This window comes from Glaciecola sp. 33A, assembly GCF_002836745.1.
Taxonomy (GTDB): Bacteria; Pseudomonadota; Gammaproteobacteria; order Enterobacterales; family Alteromonadaceae; genus Glaciecola.
In genome coordinates, this window is sequence record NZ_PJAR01000029.1 from 47,505 (window position 1) to 64,067 (window position 16,563).

Annotated in this window: 18 protein-coding genes; 16 read left to right on the forward strand and 2 right to left on the reverse strand. The window is 42.7% G+C overall.

The window, feature by feature from the left end; all coding sequences use genetic code 11:
- Positions 1-6: 6 nt before the first annotated feature.
- From betI to CXF81_RS04775, 4 genes are read left to right on the forward strand one after another with little or no spacing between them, the layout of a single operon-like run.
- Positions 7-585: a transcriptional regulator BetI gene (betI, locus tag CXF81_RS04760; RefSeq protein ID WP_101180228.1), complete on the forward strand. Its 579-nt coding sequence runs from the start codon at positions 7-9 to the stop codon at positions 583-585.
- 29 nt (positions 586-614) lie between these two features.
- Positions 615-2,078: a betaine-aldehyde dehydrogenase gene (gene betB / locus CXF81_RS04765; protein ID WP_101180229.1), complete on the forward strand. Its 1,464-nt coding sequence runs from the start codon at positions 615-617 to the stop codon at positions 2,076-2,078.
- The gene (gene betA, locus CXF81_RS04770) at positions 2,078-3,778 is read left to right on the forward strand and encodes a choline dehydrogenase (protein ID WP_101180230.1); all 1,701 of its coding nucleotides are present in this window, start codon (positions 2,078-2,080) and stop codon (positions 3,776-3,778) included. Before betB ends, betA begins: the two co-directional genes overlap by 1 nt.
- A complete protein-coding gene (locus tag CXF81_RS04775) occupies positions 3,727-4,971 on the forward strand; it encodes a BCCT family transporter (RefSeq protein ID WP_232771780.1) in 1,245 nt (414 codons plus the stop codon). Before betA ends, CXF81_RS04775 begins: the two co-directional genes overlap by 52 nt.
- 43 nt (positions 4,972-5,014) lie before the next feature.
- Here CXF81_RS04775 and CXF81_RS04780 read toward each other — a convergent pair whose 3' ends face one another.
- The gene (locus CXF81_RS04780; RefSeq protein WP_101180231.1) at positions 5,015-5,470 is read right to left on the reverse strand and encodes an SUF system Fe-S cluster assembly regulator; all 456 of its coding nucleotides are present in this window, start codon (positions 5,468-5,470) and stop codon (positions 5,015-5,017) included.
- Positions 5,471-5,845: 375 nt separating this feature from the next.
- On the opposite strand from CXF81_RS04780, the gene sufB reads away from it, so the two are divergent.
- The 10 genes from sufB (at position 5,846) to lipA (ending at position 13,868) form a co-directional block, all read left to right on the forward strand.
- Positions 5,846-7,288, forward strand: a complete 1,443-nt coding sequence (gene sufB / locus CXF81_RS04785) for a Fe-S cluster assembly protein SufB (protein WP_101180232.1) — start codon at positions 5,846-5,848, stop codon at positions 7,286-7,288.
- A gap of 94 nt (positions 7,289-7,382) precedes the next feature.
- The gene (gene sufC / locus CXF81_RS04790) at positions 7,383-8,156 is read left to right on the forward strand and encodes a Fe-S cluster assembly ATPase SufC (protein ID WP_101180233.1); all 774 of its coding nucleotides are present in this window, start codon (positions 7,383-7,385) and stop codon (positions 8,154-8,156) included.
- Between the two features lie 2 nt (positions 8,157-8,158).
- Positions 8,159-9,481, forward strand: coding sequence for a Fe-S cluster assembly protein SufD (gene sufD, locus CXF81_RS04795; RefSeq protein ID WP_101180234.1), 1,323 nt, complete (start codon positions 8,159-8,161; stop codon positions 9,479-9,481).
- A 2-nt stretch (positions 9,482-9,483) separates the two neighbouring features.
- Positions 9,484-10,731, forward strand: a complete 1,248-nt coding sequence (locus CXF81_RS04800; protein WP_101180263.1) for an aminotransferase class V-fold PLP-dependent enzyme — start codon at positions 9,484-9,486, stop codon at positions 10,729-10,731.
- 33 nt (positions 10,732-10,764) lie between these two features.
- Entirely contained in the window at positions 10,765-11,121 is a 357-nt protein-coding gene (locus CXF81_RS04805; RefSeq protein WP_101180235.1) for an iron-sulfur cluster assembly accessory protein, read from the forward strand.
- A gap of 30 nt (positions 11,122-11,151) precedes the next feature.
- The gene (gene sufT / locus CXF81_RS04810) at positions 11,152-11,676 is read left to right on the forward strand and encodes a putative Fe-S cluster assembly protein SufT (protein WP_101180236.1); all 525 of its coding nucleotides are present in this window, start codon (positions 11,152-11,154) and stop codon (positions 11,674-11,676) included.
- Positions 11,676-12,134 (forward strand): SufE family protein, encoded by a 459-nt coding sequence (locus tag CXF81_RS04815; protein ID WP_101180237.1) that lies wholly within the window; start codon positions 11,676-11,678, stop codon positions 12,132-12,134. Before sufT ends, CXF81_RS04815 begins: the two co-directional genes overlap by 1 nt.
- Positions 12,135-12,170: 36 nt before the next feature.
- A complete protein-coding gene (gene grxD, locus CXF81_RS04820) occupies positions 12,171-12,533 on the forward strand; it encodes a Grx4 family monothiol glutaredoxin (protein ID WP_101180238.1) in 363 nt (120 codons plus the stop codon).
- 53 nt (positions 12,534-12,586) lie between these two features.
- On the forward strand, positions 12,587-12,826 hold the full coding sequence (locus tag CXF81_RS04825; RefSeq protein ID WP_101180239.1) for a BolA/IbaG family iron-sulfur metabolism protein: 240 nt from the start codon (positions 12,587-12,589) through the stop codon (positions 12,824-12,826).
- A gap of 70 nt (positions 12,827-12,896) precedes the next feature.
- The gene (gene lipA, locus CXF81_RS04830) at positions 12,897-13,868 is read left to right on the forward strand and encodes a lipoyl synthase (protein ID WP_101180240.1); all 972 of its coding nucleotides are present in this window, start codon (positions 12,897-12,899) and stop codon (positions 13,866-13,868) included.
- Between the two features lie 205 nt (positions 13,869-14,073).
- Here the strand turns inward: lipA and CXF81_RS04840 are convergent, their stop codons facing one another.
- Entirely contained in the window at positions 14,074-14,448 is a 375-nt protein-coding gene (locus CXF81_RS04840; RefSeq protein WP_101180241.1) for a glyoxalase, read from the reverse strand.
- A 208-nt stretch (positions 14,449-14,656) separates the two neighbouring features.
- On the opposite strand from CXF81_RS04840, the gene cysK reads away from it, so the two are divergent.
- Complete coding sequence (gene cysK, locus CXF81_RS04845) at positions 14,657-15,577, forward strand: cysteine synthase A (RefSeq protein WP_101180242.1); 921 nt, start codon at positions 14,657-14,659, stop codon at positions 15,575-15,577.
- 84 nt (positions 15,578-15,661) lie between these two features.
- Entirely contained in the window at positions 15,662-16,399 is a 738-nt protein-coding gene (locus tag CXF81_RS04850; RefSeq protein ID WP_157825492.1) for a hypothetical protein, read from the forward strand.
- The last annotated feature ends 164 nt before the right edge of the window (positions 16,400-16,563 follow it).

The following is a 16,563-nucleotide window of genomic DNA, read 5'->3' on the forward strand; positions in this document are numbered from 1 at the left end:
AAAGGAATGCCAAAAGTAGGAATGGAGTCAATGCGTCGTCAACAACTGATTGATGCGACGATTGATGTTGTTGCTGAAGTCGGCTTAAAAGGCGCGACTATAAATCTTATTGCAAAGCGAGCAGGGATGTCGTCTGGCATTATTAGTCATTATTTTGGTAGTAAACAGGCATTGATTGAAGCTTCTGTTCGGTATCTGCTTTCTCAACTTAAAATAGAGTATTCGCCAGATAACCCGTATGACCGGCTAATGAAGATTGTTGACCTGAATTTTTCAGGCATACAAAAGGCCGATTCTAGTACTAAGACCTGGTTAAGTTTTTGGGGACAGTCTATGCATGATCCCAACTTATATCGTCTACAAGAGATAAATAAACGTCGTCTTGTGAGTAATTTACGATACAGCTTTAAACAATTATTAGATCCTAAAACGGCGCACGATGCTGCCGAAGTCACCGCTGCATTAATCGATGGTTTTTGGTTGCGCTGTGCATTAAGTCGGGCCAATCAAGAAAAATTCAGCCTAGCGAAAGGATACTGTAAAAAATACATCAACAGTGTACTGGAACAACCCACTGTTATTTAAAAACTTACCAACACCAATCGGAGTTATCGTTGCCTTCTACATTACTTAAAAACTTTATTCATGGTCGCCATGTCGACAACAATGATAACGCCTTTTTTGACGTTATCAATCCTAGCACGGGACAAGTAATCTACGCTGTTGAAACAGCAGGTGAAACGCTCTTAGAACAAACCGTAAAAAGTGCCCAGGAAGGCTTTAAAATCTGGTCTAAAACGCCGGCTATAGAGCGCGCTAGGATACTGCAACGAGCCGCAGCGATACTCAGAGAGCGCAACGATGAACTAGCCAAAATCGAAGTACTCGACACCGGAAAGCCATGGCAAGAAGCAGTAGAGGTTGATGTCCAGACCGGTGCAGACGCAATTGAGTACTTTGCTAATTTATCCACCTCAGTGATGGGCGAACAGCAAAGCGTCGGTAATGATTTCTTTTATACCAGACACGAACCACTGGGCGTGTGTTTAGGAATAGGGGCGTGGAACTACCCTTTGCAAATAGCATGTTGGAAGGCCGCGGCAGCATTAGCGGCAGGTAATAGTATGATTTTCAAGCCATCTGAAGAAACGCCTCGCAGTGCCAGCCTATTGGCTGAAATATTTATTCAAGCCGGCGTGCCCGAAGGCGTATTTAATGTCATCCAGGGAGACGGGGTCGTTGGCAACTATCTGGTTCAGCATCCGGCAATCGCTAAAGTATCCTTAACCGGCGAAGTCGGAACTGGCAAAAAAGTCATGGCTGCAGCTGCAGGCACACTGAAAACGGTAACCATGGAACTCGGCGGTAAGTCGCCATTAATCGTATTTGAAGATGCCGACATTGATGAGGCTGTAACGGGCGCCATGCTGGCGAACTTTTATACGCAGGGTGAAGTTTGTACTAATGGAACGCGGGTTTTTGTGCACAAAGATTGTTATGCCACCTTCATGGAACGCCTGTTGGTGCGTACCCGAGATAATATCCGTGTCGGCGATCCATTAGACCCAACAACCAACTTAGGCGCACTGATTTCCAACAGTCATATGCAAAAAGTATTGGAATACATTGAGTCAGGCAAAAATGAGGGCGCAACGCTGGCCTTCGGCGGTGAACGTATTAAACCACCGGGCTGTGAAAACGGTTATTTCGTGGGGCCAACCATCTTCACCGATTGTAATGACGATATGCGTATTATTCGCGAAGAAATTTTTGGACCGGTCATGTCTGTAATGACATTTGACACCGAAGAAGAAGTAATCCAACGCGCCAATGATACTATTTACGGGCTTGCTGCCGGTATTTTCTGTCAGGACTTACGCCGTGCCCACCGAGTGATAGCGCAATTGGAAGCGGGCATTTGCTGGATTAATGCATATGGCAACTCCCCTGTAGAGATGCCGGTAGGTGGTTATAAGCAGTCCGGTATTGGTCGTGAAAATGGGATAGAAGGTTTCAAGTCATACACGCAGACTAAATCAATTTATGTCGGCATGGAAAAACTTGAAGGTCCGTTCTAATGTCGTCTAATATCACTGATAACTTCGACTATATTATTGTGGGAGCGGGATCAGCCGGCTGTGTGCTGGCTAACCGCTTGACCGAAGATGCCGCTATTTCGGTATTATTACTGGAAACCGGCGGCTCAGACCGCAGCATCTTTATTCAGATGCCGACGGCTTTATCGATCCCAATGAATAGCAAAAAATATGCTTGGCAATTTCATTCCCAACCAGAACCTTTTCTGAATAATCGTGAAATGCACTGCCCGCGAGGCAAAGTCTTGGGTGGCTCTTCGTCTATTAACGGGATGGTGTACGTGCGTGGTCATGCACAGGATTTCGATGAATGGCAGACTCATGGCGCAGAAAACTGGGATTATCAGCATTGTTTACCTTACTTTAAAAAAGCCGAAGACTGGGCTTTTGGCACTGATGATTATCGTTCTGAAGGCGGATTGTTAGCGGTTAATAACGGCAACAATATGCAAAATCCCTTGTATCAAGCATTTGTCAACGCCGGAGTAGATGCCGGCTATATGGCAACCAAGGATTACAATGGTTATCAGCAGGAAGGCTTCGGTGCTATGCACATGACGGTTAAAAAAGGGGTAAGGTGGTCAACTGCTAACGCGTATTTACGACCGGCTATGCAACGACCTAATTTGACCGTGAAAACCGGTATTCAGGTGACTAAAGTGTTACTGGAAGGTAAGCAGGCGGTGGGTGTTGAATTAGTTGAAGGCGACAACAAAACCCAAATATTGGTTAATAAAGAAGTGATATTAAGTGCTGGCCCTATCGGTTCGCCGCATATTTTACAGTTATCCGGTATTGGCCGCACTGAGACTCTTTCGGCGGCGGGTATTGCAACCCAGCATGAACTCCCTGGCGTGGGCGAAAACCTGCAAGATCACCTTGAATTTTACTTTCAGTACAAATGTAAACAGCCTATCACGCTAAACAGTCAGTTAGGCCCATTAAGCAAGCTAGCCATTGGTGTCCGTTGGATTTTATTTAAGACCGGATTAGGGGCAACTAACCACTTTGAGTCCTGCGGTTTCATTCGTTCTAAAGAAGGTGTTGAGTGGCCAGACTTACAATATCACTTCCTACCCGCGGCCATGCGTTACGATGGTAAAAAGGCGTTTAACGGCCATGGTTTCCAGTTACATATTGGACACAATAAGCCAAAAAGCCGCGGCTCAGTAAAAATACAAAATTCTGATGCGCTTACCCCACCCCGTATTCAATTTAATTATTTGCAGCATACAGATGACATTGAGGCATTTCGCGCCTGTGTTAGGTTATCGCGTGAGATTATTGCACAACCCGCCATGGATGATTATCGAGGTGATGAGATCCAGCCCGGCGCCGACATTGTTACTGATGCGCAAATCGATGCATTCGTGCGCGAGACAGTTGAAAGCGCTTATCATCCTTGCGGTACTTGCCGTATGGGCGCTGCTGATGATGAGATGGCCGTGATTGATGCAGAAATGCAAGTACGTGGTTTACAGGGTCTGCGTATTGTCGATTCGTCAGTTTTTCCTACCGCGCCCAACGGTAACCTCAATGGCCCAACGATGATGGTTGCTGAGCGAGCCGCCGATATTATAAAGCAGCAAGTGTTACCCCCAACCGATGTTGCTGTTTATAAAGACCCACAATGGCAACAGCGTCAGCGCGGCGGGCAGATAAAGCGGGATCTGACGTGTTAACGCTGGTCAGCATAGGGATGCTGTTTTTTATGGCTATGGTGGTGTTTATTTTAGCCCGCTGGGGTAATCTCAAGCTTAATGGCCGCTACCCCGTTTCGACGCTTACCTTTGTTGCCATATTGTTTACATCGGGCCTTGATGTGGGGCTGATTATGTTCCCACTGACGGAGTTTCCGGTGTATGCCGATATCCAAAAAAACAGTGAATACGCTTTTACTAACCCATTGGCGATTGAATTTGGCTTCTGGGGCTTCCTAGTCTGGGCAATCTATTTTGTCACTTGCTTTTACTTTTGCGCAATTGAGCCTAAAGTTAAGTTTTTTGAAATTCCTCTGGTTAAGTGGAGCAACAACATTGTCATTATCGGCACCTGCGCCTTTACTGCTCATCTATTGTTTGCCAACTTAAGCTGGTATTTACCTGAGATCGCCGCTGGTGATGGCTTTCCTTGGTACTACGCACTCATTGTCGGTGCCACTATTTTATTTTCAGTTTACTCAAGTACGGATATCAAGTTTGTTAAAATTCTAAGTTTGTCGTCAGGTGGCTTGTTTTTTGCTCTCATTATCGGACTTGGTGGCGTTGCGTTGCTGTCTGACAAGGTGTCAGCTTCGGACTATCTGAGCACCCTGCCACTACTGACTAACTACTTCGCACATTTAGACCGATTTATATTACCGATCAATGACTATCACGCATTTTATTTGTTTTGGTGGTTTGCCTGGAGCATCATGATTGGCCAATTTACTGCCCGTTTTGTCGGCAATATGAGCACACTTAAATTGTTTTTATGCATGCTTATCTGGCCGTCCCTTTCAATCGGACTGTGGTTTAGTGTGCTGTACGTATTCCATTTAAAAGGCTTGCAGACGTCTGGGTTTATCAATCTGGCTATGGTTTTCGTGGGTATTGTTTTTGTGATTAATTCCCTCGACTCGTTAATCCGCTTGTACTCCGATAATATGAACTTAACTGTCGCGCGTTTTGGTAGGTACAAATACATAGGCTTACACGCCTTTTTAATGATGCTGCTGACCGTCCTATTTAGCCTGCAATTTATTAAGATCCAATGGGTTGGCGCTTTGGTTATTGGCATTAGCTTATGTTGTTTTATGTATATTTTACTTGGCAAAAATCAGCAACCTTTACCCAAAACAAAAGCCTTGGTCTCTTTGCCGAGCAACAGAAAATGAGTTAGCGTAAACGTGCCTGGTGGGACTGATTTTTAATTATTTATTAGTTTTGATTGGGCAGATTTATTAGGGCAGACTTGAGGCGTTTAATATCCATGGGCATGTTTCCCATTGCATCCAGTGTAACGTTGTGCAAAGCATTAGAAATAACACGATTGACGATGTTCCAATTCTCTTTTAATTCACAACTACTCGCAATTTGACAGTCACCGCCGTCCGACTTCGCGCATTCAGTTAGTGCTATCGGCCCGTCAATGGCTTCTATAATTTGTGCGATGGATATTTGTTCCGGTTTACTACTCAGTTTATAGCCACCATGAGGGCCTCTAACTGAGGTTACTAAGTCGCTATGAGTCAGAGATCGCATTAATTTACGCATCGTTGGTAGAGACAAGCTAGTCATCTCACATAAGCGCTCTTGCGTAATTAGTTGCTCACAACTGCGCATTTTAAATACCACTAGCAGCGCATAATCTGCCATGCGGCTAATTCTTATCATGAAAGACTCCCTCAAAAAACATATGATTCTTATTTAAGCACTTACAAAAAATATAGTATACCCCACTGGTGTTACTTTTTACTCCAGAATAAAAGCTCACTTTGCTATTTTTTGCACTGTATATCAAACCGCTATTATCAGTAATCCTATGGTGTCGCTAGCCTCACTGAATAACAAAAGCAATACCAATAAATACTAATTTAGTATCGTATTGATTATTACTATTTTGTAGGGTAACATACATTACTAAATTGGTATCATTAATAGCGTTAGAGTCTTACTAAGTTAAATCAAAATCATAGGAGTGGCGACATAACTCAGCACTATTTACTTTTCAAATTACTTTTCAAACTTATATAAAGAGAGTTGATCACTATGAGCGATAACACTGTTATTGATGAGCGTATTAATTCCAAATACGAAGCTGGTTTTATCACCGATGTTGAAATGCAGACATTTGATCCTGGATTAAATGAAAATGTCATTAGAAAAATATCAGCGAAAAAAAATGAACCCGAGTTTATGTTGGAATGGCGCCTAGATGCCTATCGACAATGGTTAGAGATGGAGCGTCCAGCATGGGCACAAGTTAATTATCCAGAAATTGACTTTGACGCCATTGCCTACTACTCAAGCCCGAAAAGCCAAGAAGATGCGCCTAAAAGTTTGGCCGAAGTTGACCCTGAATTGCTACGAACCTATGAAAAATTAGGGATCCCGTTGCATGAGCAAGAGGCTCTGGCCGGTGTTGCCGTTGATATCGTATTTGATAGTGTGTCTATCATCACCACTTTTAAAGAAAAGCTGGCTGAGTCAGGCGTAATTTTCTGTTCACTTTCAGAAGCAGTCATCGAACACCCAGAATTAATTAAAAAATACCTGGGCTCTGTGGTCCCGGTCAACGATAACTTCTATGCGGCACTGAACTGCGCTGTCTTCAGTGACGGCTCGTTTGTCTATATTCCCAAAGGCGTTAAATGTCCCATGGAATTGTCTACCTATTTCCGGATCAATGAAATGAACACTGGACAGTTTGAACGGACCTTGATTATTGCTGATGAGGGTAGCTATGTGAGCTATCTTGAGGGTTGCACCGCACCATCGCGTGACGAAAACCAACTGCATGGAGCCGTGGTTGAGTTAGTCGCTCTGAAAGGCGCACAAATCAAATATTCGACCGTACAAAATTGGTATCCTGGTGACGAAAACGGTAAAGGTGGTATCTATAATTTTGTGACCAAACGCGGTATCTGCCACGACGATGCAAAAGTATCGTGGACTCAAGTAGAAACCGGTTCTGCAATTACATGGAAGTATCCAAGCGTTGTATTACTCGGTGATAATAGCGTCGGTGAATTTTACTCAGTCGCCCTAACGCGCAACGCACAGCAGGCTGACACTGGGACAAAAATGATTCACCTTGGTCGTAATACTCGCAGCACAATTATTTCGAAAGGTATTTCAGCGGGCAAAGGGTCCAACTCATACCGTGGATTGGTTAATATTTCGCCAAGAGCAGAAGGTGCACGCAATTTTACTCAATGTGATTCACTACTCATTGGTGATAAATGCTCCGCTAATACGTTCCCCTATATTGTAAGCAAAAATCCAAGTGCAATAGTCGAACATGAAGCAACAACATCAAAAGTCAGTGACGACCAGTTATTCCTATGCCAACAACGCGGTATAGATCCTGAAAAAGCAGTATCAATGATTGTTAATGGTTTTTGTAAATCAGTTTTCAAAGAACTACCGATGGAATTCGCCATGGAGGCTGGAAAACTGTTAGAGGTAAGCTTAGAGGGCTCTGTCGGATAGTAATCTGAGCAAGACCAAGGCAAATTCATGATACAAATGTCAGTTATAGCAACACGCTGATAAAGACTTTACTAGAATATATAAAAGGTACCAGATGCTAAACATTACAAATTTAAAAGCTAACGTTGATGGCAAAGAGATCCTCAAAGGCTTAAATATTGACGTTAAACCAGGTGAAGTGCACGCAATTATGGGGCCCAATGGAAGCGGTAAGAGTACATTATCCAATGTACTCGCAGGTCGTGATAAATACGAAGCAACCGCTGGAACCATTACTTTTGGAGGCAAGGACTTATTGGCTCTAGAGCCTGAAGATCGCGCTCGCGAAGGCATTTTTCTTGCCTTTCAATATCCGGTTGAAATCCCTGGCGTGAGCAATCTTGAATTTTTAAAAACATCTCTTGAATGTCTGCATGCTTATCAAAATAAACCGCTTTTAAGTGCTGTTGAATTTCTGAAACTGGCTCGTGAGAAATGCAAGCTGGTTGATTTACATACCGACTTTCTTAAGCGCGGAGTCAATGAAGGCTTCTCAGGTGGTGAGAAAAAACGTAACGAAATTATGCAAATGCTCATGTTAGAGCCAAAGCTGTGTCTTCTTGACGAAACCGACTCAGGTTTAGATATCGATGCACTCAAAGTTGTGGCCGATGGTATCAATACCTTACGCAGCCCGGACCGTGCTTTTATCTTGATCACTCACTACCAGCGCTTGTTAGATTACGTTCAGCCTGATTTCGTGCATGTATTGTCCGACGGTCAGATTGTTAAATCTGGTGGCAGTGAGCTGGCATTAGAATTAGAGGAAAAAGGCTACAGTTGGTTAGAAAGTGGAACTGAGCAATCAGCAAATCCACTTAAGGTTTAACAATGAATAATCTAAAGCTAGTAACAAATGACTTCAGCGGCGCGCAACGATCTCGTAAAAATCCGTGGTTGCAAGGAATTCGTGATGCGGCAAGCGAGCGCTTAAGAGTACTCCAATTACCAACGCGAAAAACTGAAGATTGGAAATATCTGAAGCTTGAGAAATTGTTAGCTAATGACCAACTTGACGCGCAAAGCATGCAAGAACTCGATTCGAAAAGTGTAGAGGATATCGATGAATTACTTGCGCAGTCTTTTATCGACGGCCTTGACGCGTATCGCCTGGTTTTTGTGAATGGCGTGTTCGTTAGTCAATTGTCACAACATGATAGCAACCCTTATAGTGTTTTGTTCTCTGCAGCTAGCAAAGCTCAGCAACAATTAATTGTAGATCACCTAGATACCAGTCATAACTATTATCATGACTATTTTTCTAGTCTAAACAGCGCACAACTTGAAGACGGTTTGCTGATCAATATTCCGAAGGATTGTGCTGTTGACAAGCCCTTTTACATTGTCAACCTGACGATAGGTGAACAGCCAAAAACCAGTATGATGCGATTGCTAGTTATTGCTGAAACAGGCAGTACGGCGACCATAATCGAACATGAAGATGCGCCATTAAAGCATACAGGAATGGTTAATACTGTGATTGAATGTTTTGTTAATGACCACGCACATATCACGCATAGCCGTCTGCAACTGGATGAGAGTGTGACGAGTATATGCAGTCATCGTGTAAGACAAGGCGCTCATAGTACTTACCAACAACATCAAATTAGCCTAGCCTCAAAACTAAAGCGTAACGATCTTACGGTGGCCTTGCGAGGTGAATATGCGAGTGCGGATATCCGAGGTAGTTTCTACGGTCGCCACCAGCAAAGTATCGATAACCACACTTGCATGGAACATATTGTACCTAATTGCACCAGCAATGAGGTCTTTCGAGGTCTGGTAGACAACGAAGCCAATGCTGTGTTCAATGGCCGTATTCATATTCATCCCGACGCCCAAAAAACATTAGCCGAACTGAGTAATAAAAATTTATTACTGTCAGATTTCGCCACCATTAATACTAAACCCGAACTGGAAATTTACGCTGACGATGTGAGATGTTCGCATGGCGCCACAGTAGGTCAGATTGATAATGAGGCATTGTTCTATTTACAATCTAGGGGCGTACCAAAGGTCGAGGCTAAACGAATATTAAGTCTCGCTTTTATAGCCGAAATAGTAAATCAGCTAACCGACGATAATGTGCGAGATTTTGTTTCACAACGTTCATCTAGCTTGTTTGCCACATTGCAGCCCGAAGGAGCACAATGACGATGTCCAGTATAACGCCGATTACTAAGAACCAGCAATTTAATGTGGACAAGATCCGACAAGATTTTCCCTTATTAAATCAGAAGATTAAAGGTAAACCTCTCGTCTATTTAGACAACGCGGCAACAACCCAGAAACCACAGGTTGTGATTGATGCATTGAGCCAATTTTATGCCAATAGCAATTCCAATGTGCATCGAGGTGCACATTCCTTAAGTGATCATGCAACCGAGCTTTTTGAGAAGGCTCGAAATAACGTACAACACTTTATTAATGCAAAGTTTAGCCATCAAATAATTTGGACCAAAGGCACAACTGAAGCAATTAACATGATCGCGAGTGGACTAGCCCAAAGTCATTTAAAGCCAGGCGATGAAATTATTATTTCAACAATGGAGCATCATGCCAACATTGTGCCTTGGCAAGTAGCTGCGCAGCGAAGTGGCGCGAAACTGATTGTTGCGCCCATAAATGAAAAAGGCGAGCTGAATTTTCCAGTTTATAAGACACTACTCAATGAAAAAACCGCCATTGTAGCCATGACGCATGTGTCCAACACATTAGGCACTATTAATGATGTTAAGGAAATCGTTCACTGTGCACAGCAAGTAGGTGCTATTACAGTAATAGACGGCGCACAAGCCATTGGTCATGATAGCGTCGATGTGCAGGATCTGGATTGTGATTTTTACGTGTTCTCAGGGCATAAGTTATTTGGCCCAACCGGTATCGGCGTATTGTACGGTAAAGAAGATCGTCTCGAGCAACTTCCCCCTTTTCAAACCGGTGGCGAAATGATTCAAACGGTCACGTTTCAAGAGGCTACATGGAATGCATTACCCTATAAATTCGAAGCGGGCACGCCAAATATTGCAGGTGCGATAGGACTATCAGCAGCCATCGATTACCTCAGTGGCATTGATCGCGCAGGTGCGATAGCACACGAACACCGATTAATGAACTATTGCATAGAGTTGGCTCAGGATATGGACGATATTAGACTCTATGGTACCGCGCAGAACAAGATGGCTATTTTCTCCTTTCTACTGGGTGATGCGCATCCAAGCGATGTTGGTACGCTGCTCAATCAACAAGGTATTGCCGTGCGAACGGGTCATCATTGCACGATGCCGCTGATGAATGAACTGGGTATTCCAGGCACGGTGCGCGCATCGTTTTCTCTGTATAACACGGAAGAAGAAGTGGCAATGTTATTTGCAGCTTTAACTAAAGCTAAAACCTTCTTATAACTCAAAAATGACGATAAAAAAGGTAATTTTATTATGAGCGTAATGACGTTTGATCCGACTAAGCCCAGCGTCACGTTGAGTGACAGCGCACGTACTTTCTTGTCTCAAAAAATCGAAAATAAGCAGGCCGATGGCCTTTGTTTTTCAGTCAAGAAAAGTGGCTGTAATGGTTTTAGATATGTGTTGGATTTTATTGACAAACCCAGTACCGAAGCGGATTTAGTTATTATTAATGACGATAAATTGAAACTGTACATTACAGTAGAAGCCTTACCCTATGTGAATGGTACTGAGATTGATTGTGTTACTGAAGGATTGAACAAAGTCATCAAGTTCATTAATCCCAATAGCTCAACTGAATGCGGCTGCGGTGAAAGTTTTGGGATCTAACCACTTAATCCAATAAAATTAAAGAAGGCTATGGAAAATAAAATAATTGTAGTGAATAGAGAGTGCCCAGCGCTATTAGTGCCAGACGGAATTTCTATCACCATTAAGAAAGACACATTTGTAACTCTGACCCAATCATTAGGTGGCGCATATACCGTGCTTGTTAACGGTAATATGGCACGAGTTGATGGTACTGATGCTGATGCGCTTGGGTTTGAGCCAATTATCTTAGAATTTGATAACTCAGGTGATGACACTGTTGTTGAAGGTAATGTTTGGAAAGCCTTGGCTGCTGTTTACGACCCAGAACTACCCGTTAGCATTGTTGACTTAGGTTTAATATATGATTGTAAAATTGAAGGTAGTACGGTCGTGATTTCCATGACATTAACGGCACCAGGCTGCGGCATGGGACCGGTATTAGTAGAAGATGTCAAATACAAAGTTGGCCTAGTACCCAACGTGGATAATGTAAAAGTGAACCTTGTACTTGAGCCGGCATGGAGTCGAGAAATGATGACGGAAGAAGCACAACTTGAGATGGGGTTATTTTGATGAATAAACTGGCTATTCCGGCTTTATCCAACGGCCCTTTTGGCACTGAAATTAAATCTACAGATATCGCAGATACACTGAGCTTTTTCGATGATTGGGAAGACCGTTACCGTTATATAATAGACCTCGGTAAAGAGCTTACTACACTACCCACTTCTTGTAGAACTGATGAGAATCTTATTATCGGCTGTCAAAGTCAGGTATGGCTGGTTTGCGAATACGACAAAACAAATAATCTTCTTTTTATGGCAGTCGACAGTGAAGCCCTCATTGTAAAAGGACTCGCTGCTATCGTCCTAAGTGCATTTAATAAAAAAACACCGCAGCAAATTACGGATTTTAATATCGACGCTTTCTTCACCGATATTGATTTATTCAACCATTTGAGTTCGATGCGTGGCAACGGTTTGCGTGCCATGGTCAGTAAAATTTTATACCTAGCCAAAAATTATGGCTAAGTCACATTTTGATTAACCGCTTAGTAGGAGCAATACATGGACATCATGAGTGAGATTGAAGAACACATTAATAACAATGCCGTCATCCTTTTTATGAAAGGTACGCCAGAGCAACCACGTTGCGGATTCTCTGCCACAGCAGTAAAAGCCTTAATAGCTTGTGGTGAACCCTTTTCTTTTATTGATATTTTGGCTAATCCAGAAATTAGAGCGGCATTGCCAGCCTACGGAGATTGGCCAACCTTTCCCCAAGTATGGGCAAATGGTGAGTTGGTCGGGGGCGGTGATATAGTAAACGAACTGAATCAAAGTGGAGAGTTAAAAGAAATTATCTTAGAGGCGCTAAAAAGTGCTCAGATAAAAAACGTACTGGTAGACCCCGCGCCAATAAAACAATAGCAAGCTTCTTAAATTATTAGGAAAACCACACACATCCGAATAGGAATAAGCACGTGAATATTAATGAGAAAATTCAAGATATCATTACAAATAAGATATCTGACGCCCAAGTTACCGTTAGAAATATGGGCGGCGGACATTTCAACCTCGTTGTAACAACTCAAGAATTTATTGGCAAAAACACCTTAGCTAAACACAAGTTGGTGCTGTCTGCCATTGCGCCACTAATGTCGGGACCAGGTGCACCAGTGCATGCCATTGATACCTTGGAAACTATGTTGCCAACCGCATAATCAAGCTGTCTCAATGTATGATTATCAAATTGACTAGACGCATCGAGTATCAACAGGATCCACCAATATCATGACTACTGTAAAACAATCAAAATATGTCGCTGGCGAAAAGCTTCGTAATGCTGATAAGTTAGCTTTTATCCCAGTAAAAATCGTTACCAGCGAGAAAGAAACCACATTAAAAAAGCCGAGCTGGTTAAAAATAAAATTACCCAGTAACACGGCTAAAGTAGATCAAATCAAACAAGCTATGCGCAAGCATAATCTAAGTTCAGTTTGCGAAGAAGCCTCTTGCCCTAATCTACACGAATGCTTTAACCACGGAACCGCTACGTTTATGATCCTTGGCGCTATTTGTACTCGTCGCTGTCCATTCTGTGATGTAGCGCATGGCAGACCCTTACCAGTCAGCGCTGAAGAACCTCAGAAATTGGCAGCAACAATACGTGATATGAAATTAAAGTATGTGGTCATTACCTCAGTCGATCGCGATGACCTTCGTGATGGCGGAGCTCAGCACTTTGTTGACTGCATTAATGCGATACGCAGAGAAGTACCCAGTATAAAAATAGAAATTTTGGTGCCTGATTTTAAGGGTCGGATGGACAAAGCACTGGACATTTTAAGCACCGCTCCGCCGGATGTATTTAATCATAACTTGGAGACAGCTCCACATATGTACCGTGAAGTTCGACCAGGGGCTAATTATAAAAATTCATTGGAATTGCTACGTCGTTTTAAAGTAACCCATCCACAAGTAGCCACAAAATCGGGGCTGATGTTAGGTCTTGGTGAGACTATTGAGGAAATTACAGACGTATTAAAAGACTTGCGTGAACATAATGTAGAGATGCTCACTTTAGGACAATACTTGCAACCAAGTAAGCATCACCTTCCGGTTAAACGCTATGTTCCCCCCGTTGAGTTTGATCAACTTGGTGTCATTGCAAGAGAGCTTGGGTTTACCCATGCTGCATCTGGTCCACTAGTGCGTTCAAGCTACCATGCAGATCTGCAAGCGGCAGGTAAACAGATAAAGTAGTAAGGCTTAGGTCATTGCTTTTATGACATGCAGTCTAATTTCTAATAACGTTAGCGGTGCAACCTGTGTCACTTCTGGGGGAAGAGACACAAGAAAGTGCTTCGCGACTAGGTACTATTTTAAAATCCCTATTGTGACATAGGTTAACGCGCTGATATCCCCAATTGAATTTTCATCTATTGCCTATTATCCGCGTTGATGTACGCTATTTATGCTGATCGACTAGTATAATATTACCATCGGGGTCGGTCATCATAAAATTTGCCGGACCTTTGCTATTTTCACCAATCAATTGGCCACAGTCGATGCCCTTGTTACCAAGCATTTTTTGTAAATATCTAACGTCAATATAATCGTCAATGTTTTCACCATTGGCATCCCAACCTGGATTAAAGGTCAGCATGTTTTCCTTTAATATGCCTTCAAATAAACCAATAGCTTGATTATCTTGGTCTTTCATTATTAGCCACTTTTGATCTATATGTCCGCCCATTTGGCTAAATCCTAATTTCTCATAAAATGCTTTTGAGACCTCAATATCAGCAACTTTTAAACTCAAAGACAGTAAACCTAATTTCATAATTGCATTCTTTATTTTGATAAAATTCTTAACTCTTAGCATAACAGATTTAGGCGCAAATTTGCTTTCGTCCTGCGTAAACTTTTAATCAATTCAATATTGTACTCACATATATTATTTATGAATAAAAAGGTACTTGTTTTATCATCCGTGTGGCCTTAAATTTACAGTTAGTTTATTTTTAAATATAATAATTGGATAACAAGCTATGAAAGCGCAGTCAATTCTAGAGACTATCGGTAATACCCCGCATATTAAAGTTCAACGTTTGTTTGGAGACAAGCAAAACGTGTGGATTAAAAGTGAGCGATCGAACCCAGGTGGTTCAATCAAAGATCGTATTGCATTGTCAATGATTGAAGCCGCGGAAAAAGACGGTTCATTAAAGCCCGGTTCAATTATTATCGAGGCAACCTCGGGTAATACAGGTGTGGGTCTGGCGATGGTGGCGGCAGTAAAAGGCTACAAATTAATATTGGTGATGCCAGAAAGCATGTCGGTAGAACGCCGTCGCTTAATGTTGGCCTACGGCGCAACGTTTGCATTAACACCAAAGGAAAAGGGCATGAACGGGGCAATTGCTAAAGCACAAGCGCTAGTGGCCGAAACTCCGAACTCGTGGATGCCGCAACAGTTTGAAAACCCAGCCAACATAGATGTGCATGTTGAGTATACCTCACAAGAAATCCTTGCCGATTTCCCCGATGGTTTAGATGCAATTGTAACCGGCGTAGGCACGGGCGGCCACATTACCGGTTGTGCGCGAGCCCTTAAAAAAATATGGCCACAACTAAAAATATTTGCTGTAGAGCCATTAGCATCACCTGTGATTTCAGGTGGCGACCCTAGCCCACATCCTATTCAAGGTATTGGTGCAGGCTTTATTCCTAAAAACTTAGACGTTACACTTTTAGACGGCATTATTAAAGTCGATGGCGACGATGCAAAAGACATGGCAAGACGCTCCGCAACTGAAGAAGGTATGTTAGTCGGTATTTCATCGGGTGCAACTTTAGCGGCTATTAGTCAGGTGTTACCCACGCTAGCTGCAGGCGCAAAGGTGCTAGGGTTTAATTATGATACCGGTGAGCGTTATTTATCTATAGATGGATTTTTACCGCAAGAATAGTTATACGTTCCGAAATCGATCATCCATTTCCCTGCTGTGTCAGCATAGTTGTCGCCTCATTTTTTTTAATAAATGGGCACAATTATGCTGGCGCATTCAGAAGATTCAAAATTACAGACGGATTTCAGCAATGAACTAGCCGTCCTCTGCCCGCTTAACAATCTCCGGCCAGTATTAACAGGAGGAGCTTCAATCCTCGATGAAAAATTACTTGTGGTAGACAATACATCTTTAAGCCTCAACGATATTCATTATAGAGTGTTGCCTTTTCTTTATCCCGATAACCTTCTTTACATTTATGGTGTCCATCAAGGTATTAAAGGCAGTCCAAATATTCGTGGGAAGGCGTATACCGCGAGCAACGTAAAAAAAAGCCTATTGGACAATGCACGTGAATTTGTAAATTCCAATAGAGGCACACAGTTTAATGGTGGAGCGGGAGTTGTGCGCGTTTCCAGTTTCTACGAAAGAAACGCCAGTCTGTTTCAAGACTTTGAAAACGACATTAAATCACATCTTTTGAAATACGCCGATGGTTCTGTCGACGAGTTCATTAAATCAGCCTCAACGTTCAAAGCAGACATAAATAACTGGCATATTACCGACCTATACGGAAGTATCAGGCGCAGAGACTACGGCGTTAATATAAACGGAATGCGATTAGCAAAAAGTAATAAATTCTCTATGGAACAAAGAAACCTGCTTGTTGCTCTTATGAGAGTGAGAGCCATTAACTTTGGTGAAGGCACAGTTTCGGTGACCGATTTACCTTCTAATGAAGAAACCACAACCGAAAAAGAGGATAACAAAGAGAGTCAATAGGACTGTGTAACAATACTGCCGTTCAAATTCGGGGAGTCGTGCTTGTGTAAACAAACATGAGGCAAAATGAAAATCAAAACGTGGTCAGAGCACCGTGCTGAGATGCACCACGAAGACCACCGAGAATGGCATGGCAACGGGCCGATCGTTGCGATAACGTTATT

What these genes read in the sequence shown, in the direction of transcription:
- sufD (WP_101180234.1), top strand. Translation starts at nt 8,159, where the DNA reads ATGAATAATCTAAAGCTAGTAACAAATGACTTCAGCGGCGCGCAACGA.
- CXF81_RS04850 (WP_157825492.1), top strand. Translation starts at nt 15,662, where the DNA reads ATGCTGGCGCATTCAGAAGATTCAAAATTACAGACGGATTTCAGCAAT.
- sufC (WP_101180233.1), top strand. Translation starts at nt 7,383, where the DNA reads ATGCTAAACATTACAAATTTAAAAGCTAACGTTGATGGCAAAGAGATC.
- CXF81_RS04805 (WP_101180235.1), top strand. Translation starts at nt 10,765, where the DNA reads ATGAGCGTAATGACGTTTGATCCGACTAAGCCCAGCGTCACGTTGAGT.
- grxD (WP_101180238.1), top strand. Translation starts at nt 12,171, where the DNA reads ATGGACATCATGAGTGAGATTGAAGAACACATTAATAACAATGCCGTC.
- CXF81_RS04800 (WP_101180263.1), top strand. Translation starts at nt 9,484, where the DNA reads ATGTCCAGTATAACGCCGATTACTAAGAACCAGCAATTTAATGTGGAC.
- CXF81_RS04775 (WP_232771780.1), top strand. Translation starts at nt 3,727, where the DNA reads ATGGCAACAGCGTCAGCGCGGCGGGCAGATAAAGCGGGATCTGACGTG.
- sufT (WP_101180236.1), top strand. Translation starts at nt 11,152, where the DNA reads ATGGAAAATAAAATAATTGTAGTGAATAGAGAGTGCCCAGCGCTATTA.
- sufB (WP_101180232.1), top strand. Translation starts at nt 5,846, where the DNA reads ATGAGCGATAACACTGTTATTGATGAGCGTATTAATTCCAAATACGAA.
- betA (WP_101180230.1), top strand. Translation starts at nt 2,078, where the DNA reads ATGTCGTCTAATATCACTGATAACTTCGACTATATTATTGTGGGAGCG.
- CXF81_RS04815 (WP_101180237.1), top strand. Translation starts at nt 11,676, where the DNA reads ATGAATAAACTGGCTATTCCGGCTTTATCCAACGGCCCTTTTGGCACT.
- lipA (WP_101180240.1), top strand. Translation starts at nt 12,897, where the DNA reads ATGACTACTGTAAAACAATCAAAATATGTCGCTGGCGAAAAGCTTCGT.
- CXF81_RS04780 (WP_101180231.1), bottom strand. Translation starts at nt 5,470, where the DNA reads ATGATAAGAATTAGCCGCATGGCAGATTATGCGCTGCTAGTGGTATTT.
- CXF81_RS04840 (WP_101180241.1), bottom strand. Translation starts at nt 14,448, where the DNA reads ATGAAATTAGGTTTACTGTCTTTGAGTTTAAAAGTTGCTGATATTGAG.
- betI (WP_101180228.1), top strand. Translation starts at nt 7, where the DNA reads ATGCCAAAAGTAGGAATGGAGTCAATGCGTCGTCAACAACTGATTGAT.
- cysK (WP_101180242.1), top strand. Translation starts at nt 14,657, where the DNA reads ATGAAAGCGCAGTCAATTCTAGAGACTATCGGTAATACCCCGCATATT.